The sequence below is a fragment of the Nitrosomonas communis genome (assembly GCF_024102715.1).
GTDB classification, from domain to species: domain Bacteria; phylum Pseudomonadota; class Gammaproteobacteria; order Burkholderiales; family Nitrosomonadaceae; genus Nitrosomonas; species Nitrosomonas communis_B.
Genome location: NZ_JAGFJM010000008.1, coordinates 1 through 4,726 on the forward strand (window position 1 = coordinate 1; position 4,726 = coordinate 4,726).

A 4,726-nucleotide genomic window follows, 5' to 3' on the forward strand; every position below is an offset into this window, starting at 1 on the left:
AAAACCACTTGACTAAAGTGATTAAGGTGACTAGCCTGTAGAGTGTAGCCAGCAAAGGGAGTTGAAGTTTTCAGCTGGAACAAAAAAAGGAGTAGTTTAGTCGAATGCTAGACAGAGACCATGAGAGCCGTAAGGTTTTTATGGATTGAAGTGATGGCAAGTAATAGAGTTGGAAGCAACGCTATTACTTTTTCTAACTAAAGTGTAAAGACAGGAGGAAGTTTAAAATGGCAACTACAATGGGAACGAGTGCTGCATCGTCGAGCTCGGAAAGAGGCTATGACATGTCGGTGTGGTATGACTCGAAATGGTATAAATTTGGCATGGCGACGATGCTGGCGGTAGCGATCTTCTGGATCTGGTACCAACGGACATTTGCTTACTCCCATGGTATGGACTCGATGGAACCTGAATTTGATCGAGTTTGGATGGGATTGTGGCGTGTACACATGACAGTTATGCCGCTATTTGCATTGGTTACGTGGGGCTGGATATGGAAAACGCGTGACACCAAAGAGCAACTGGACAATCTGGATCCGAAACTGGAAATCAAACGCTATTTTTACTGGCTGATGTGGCTTGGCGTATACCTTTTTGGCGTATACTGGGGTGGTAGCTTCTTCACCGAGCAAGACGCATCATGGCACCAAGTAATTATTCGTGATACCAGTTTTACACCTAGCCATGTTGTGGTGTTCTATGGTTCCTTCCCGATGTACATCGTATGTGGCGTTGCTGCATACCTGTACGCAATGACCCGCTTGCCGCTGTACAGCAGAGGTATTTCCTTCCCGCTGGTACTGGCAATTGCAGGCCCGCTCATGATTCTGCCAAACGTAGGTTTGAACGAATGGGGCCATGCTTTCTGGTTCATGGAAGAACTCTTCAGCGCGCCACTACACTGGGGCTTTGTGATTCTGGGTTGGTCCGGATTGTTCGCAGGTGGTATTGCTGCACAGGTCATCACCCGCTATTCCAATTTAGTGGACGTAGCCTGGAATAACCAAAGTAAGGAAATTCTTAACAACAGAATTATTCCTTAATTTGAGGTTATAAATTGACGATTTTCATTCCTGCTTCTGGGAGACTAGAAGTAGGGGTGAAATTGAGCGAGTCGACTATGATGGGGATATGCAAACTAGTCGATAGTAATTAACCTGAAAAAATAAAGGAATCGTCATGTCAAATTTAATATTACAAGCTTCAAAGGGAGGGAGTTATGAGTGAAAGCATAGTATGGGTATTATTATTTATACCTGTTTTGTTTCTGTTTGTACCGCTGCTGTCAAAAAGTGAAGGTTACATGACGGGCATATTCAAAACGAATGAGATTCTGAAGGCAGCCAAGATGCCGCAGGAAGCAATTCACATGTCGCGGTCGATTGATCTGATCTATTTTCCAATTTTGTGCATACTTTTGGTTGGAACCTATCACATGCACTTTATGTTGCTGGCAGGTGACTGGGATTTCTGGATGGACTGGAAAGATCGTCAATGGTGGCCAGTAGTGACACCGATTGTAGGTATCACCTACTGTTCAGCAATCATGTATTATCTTTGGGTTAACTACCGTCAACCATTTGGCGCGACACTCTGTATCGTTTGCTTACTGGTTGGAGAATGGCTAACCCGCTACTGGGGTTTTTACTGGTGGTCACACTACCCAATGAACTTTGTGACACCAGGTATCATGATTCCGGGCGCATTGATGTTGGATCTCACACTGTATCTGTCCGGTAACTGGCTGATTACAGCACTGGTTGGAGGAGGATTCTTTGGTTTATTCTTCTATCCAGGCAACTGGGCAATTTTTGGACCGACCCACTTGCCAGTCGTAGTTGAAGGTGTATTGCTTTCAATGGCAGACTACATGGGACACCTCTATGTCCGTACAGGTACACCTGAATACGTGCGTAATATTGAGCAAGGTTCACTGCGTACCTTTGGTGGTCACACCACCGTGATTGCAGCATTCTTCGCGGCATTTGTATCCATGCTGATGTTCGTTGTTTGGTGGTACCTCGGTAAAGTTTATTGCACAGCATTCTACTATGTAAAAGGTAAGAGAGGCCGTATTGTGCAAAGAGATGACGTTACCGCATTTGGTGAAGAAGGTTTCGCACAGGGGATCAAATAATGAATATAAAGAACATATACAAACGAAGCGTGATGGGGCTGTACGGAGTCGCTTACGCGGCAGCAGCACTGGCAGTAAGTCTGGTAGTCGATGTTACCCCGGTAGCAGCACATGGGGAGCGTTCTCAGGAACCCTTCCTGAGGATGCGTACTGTCCAATGGTATGACATCAAATGGTCACCGGAAGTCACTAAAGTCAATGAAAATGCCAAGATAAAAGGTAAATTTCACTTGGCTGAAGACTGGCCGCGTGCGGCAGCAAAACCGGATCGAGCTTTCTTCAACGTGGGAAGCCCAAGCCCGGTATTTGTTCGTCTGAGTACCAAAATCAATGGTGAACCTTGGTTTATTTCAGGTCCGATGCAAATTGGCCGCGACTATGAATTTGAAGTCAACCTGAGAGCCCGTATTCCAGGTCGCCATCACATGCATGCAATGCTGAACGTCAAGGATGCAGGTCCGATCGCAGGGCCTGGCGCATGGATGAACATCACGGGTAGCTGGGATGACTTTACCAACCCGGTCAAACTGCTGACGGGAGAAACCGTTGATACCGAGACCTTCAACTTTGCCAATGGACTCACCTGGCACCTCATCTGGATGGCATTAGGCTGTTTCTGGATTGGCCTGTTTGTTGCACGTCCGATGTTCTTGCCGCGTAGCCGCGTATTGCTGGCCTATGGTGATGAAATCCTGATGGATCCAATGGACAAGAAACTTGCCATCGGTATGGCAATTCTGACCTGTGCGTTGGTATGGGGAAGCTATCGCTACACGGAAAACAAACACCCGTACACGGTACCCATTCAAGCAGGTGAATCGAAGGTAGATCCACTGCCGGTTGCACCTAACCCGGTAGCTATCCGCGTAACGTATGCTAACTATGACGTACCTGGACGTGCACTGCGTGTGACCATGGAAGTTACCAACAATGGTGACAGCCCAGTCAAATTCGGAGAATTCACGACTGCTGGTATTCGCTTCATCAACTCATATGGCCGCCAATACTTAGATCCTGCATATCCGCGGGAGCTGATAGCAATTGGGCTGAATTTTGATGACGAAACACCTGTGCAACCAGGTGAAACCAAAGAAATCAAAATGGAAGCTAAAGACGCGTTATGGGAAATTCAACGTTTGATGGCTCTGTTGGGTGACCCGGAAAGTCGTTTTGGTGGGTTGTTGATGTCATGGGATGAGCAAGGAAATCGCCATATCAATAGTGTTGCTGGTGCGGTTATCCCGGTCTTTACCAAGCTTTAATAAGTAATAGAAGCAAGCCAACCGGTGCACCCGCTGTCGCGAGACAGAAAGGTGTGCCGGTTTTTTTTATAAGATCAAATAGTGTTTTAATTATTAACAGGAGAGTTTGTCGTGGTAAAGCGGTTAACACAGGCGGGTATTGCGGCTTTCGTTCTTGTCGCGATGCTTTATGTGGGCAATGTGCTTGCCCATGGAAGAGTCTCATTAGAGGAAGACCCATGTGTGCGCAAAATAGGTGAAAACATGGTGCATCTGAGTGCATATCAGCCGCAACATAACGAAAGTGGGCACTATTGTACGGATATTCCGCTGGCGGGAGATACCTACTTAGTAATTGATCTAATTGATGCTGCATTACGTAATATGCCGGTTACCGTGCAAGTTTCTCGTGGAAATGAAACAGATGGAGAAACCGTGATGCGGCTACCTGCTGATTACCATCCAGACGGTGTCATTAACAGCATAAGCAAGCTAGAGAAGGGTTTATATTCAGTCGTTGTAACGGCAGAGGGAATTCCACCATTAAAATATCAATATCAGCTGCGTGTGGAAATGATTGATTATGCGAAGCTATTTCGTGCCTCCATTGCACCGATAATGGGGATACTAATACTGGCATGGATCATATACCGATTCACACAATCGAAACGGTTTCGTAAATGGCGGGCTTCACGTCACTAAAAAAGGTCAAAGTAAGTGTTTTGTCATTGAATTGATCATATAATAAAAAATTTATATTGCTGCAGGGGGAGAAAATAATGTTTAAAAATCTCATGAAGTTTATTTATCAATCAATAGTGATTATTACATTAGGTATGGTTTACTCAATGAATTTGCATGCGCATGGCGGACTGTCACTGGCCGAAGATATGTGTAAGCTTACAATAGGGCCATACACCATGCATTTTACGGGCTATCAGCCGGAGAGCACACAAGAGCAGGAGTTTTGTGAAGATATCCCCATGGTGGGCCGGACCGTGGTGGCGCTGGATTATATCAATGAAGAGCTGCGGCCAATGACCACTGAAGTAAGGATCATCCGCGATACCGGGTCAGAAGAAAATCTTGATGAGCTAACGATATTCCATTTGCCGCCTAAAGTATATTCGAATGGATCGGTTACCTTTGAGCATAATTTCCCGCAAGCTGGTAAATTTGTCGGGTTGGTTACGATCAGAGGAGAGAAAGATGAATATATATCCCGTTTTCCTTTCTCGGTAGGAACTGGAGGAAAATCGAATCTTCCTTACATCATAGGAGCGCTTGTACTGGTAGCTGCCGGTGCTTTCTTCTTCATGCGCAGTAAAAAAAGTAAACTGGAAACAGC

General features: G+C 45.7%; 5 protein-coding genes. All 5 read left to right on the plus strand.

What is annotated here, in order from left to right; all coding sequences use genetic code 11:
• The first annotated feature begins 227 nt into the window (after positions 1 to 227).
• Positions 228 to 1,043 carry a methane monooxygenase/ammonia monooxygenase subunit C gene (locus tag J5I83_RS01285; protein ID WP_304052658.1) on the plus strand — a complete coding sequence of 272 codons (816 nt, stop codon included), beginning with the start codon at positions 228 to 230 and terminating at the stop codon, positions 1,041 to 1,043.
• Positions 1,044 to 1,219: 176 nt separating this feature from the next.
• Positions 1,220 to 2,137, plus strand: a complete 918-nt coding sequence (locus J5I83_RS01290) for a methane monooxygenase/ammonia monooxygenase subunit A (protein ID WP_304052659.1) — start codon at positions 1,220 to 1,222, stop codon at positions 2,135 to 2,137.
• Positions 2,137 to 3,399, plus strand: a complete 1,263-nt coding sequence (locus J5I83_RS01295; RefSeq protein ID WP_304052660.1) for a methane monooxygenase/ammonia monooxygenase subunit B — start codon at positions 2,137 to 2,139, stop codon at positions 3,397 to 3,399. Before J5I83_RS01290 ends, J5I83_RS01295 begins: the two co-directional genes overlap by 1 nt.
• 111 nt (positions 3,400 to 3,510) lie before the next feature.
• The gene (locus J5I83_RS01300) at positions 3,511 to 4,080 is read left to right on the plus strand and encodes a hypothetical protein (RefSeq protein ID WP_304052661.1); all 570 of its coding nucleotides are present in this window, start codon (positions 3,511 to 3,513) and stop codon (positions 4,078 to 4,080) included.
• Between the two features lie 77 nt (positions 4,081 to 4,157).
• Positions 4,158 to 4,726: LPXTG cell wall anchor domain-containing protein (locus J5I83_RS01305; RefSeq protein ID WP_304052663.1), on the plus strand; the 569-nt coding region annotated here is incomplete at its 3' end.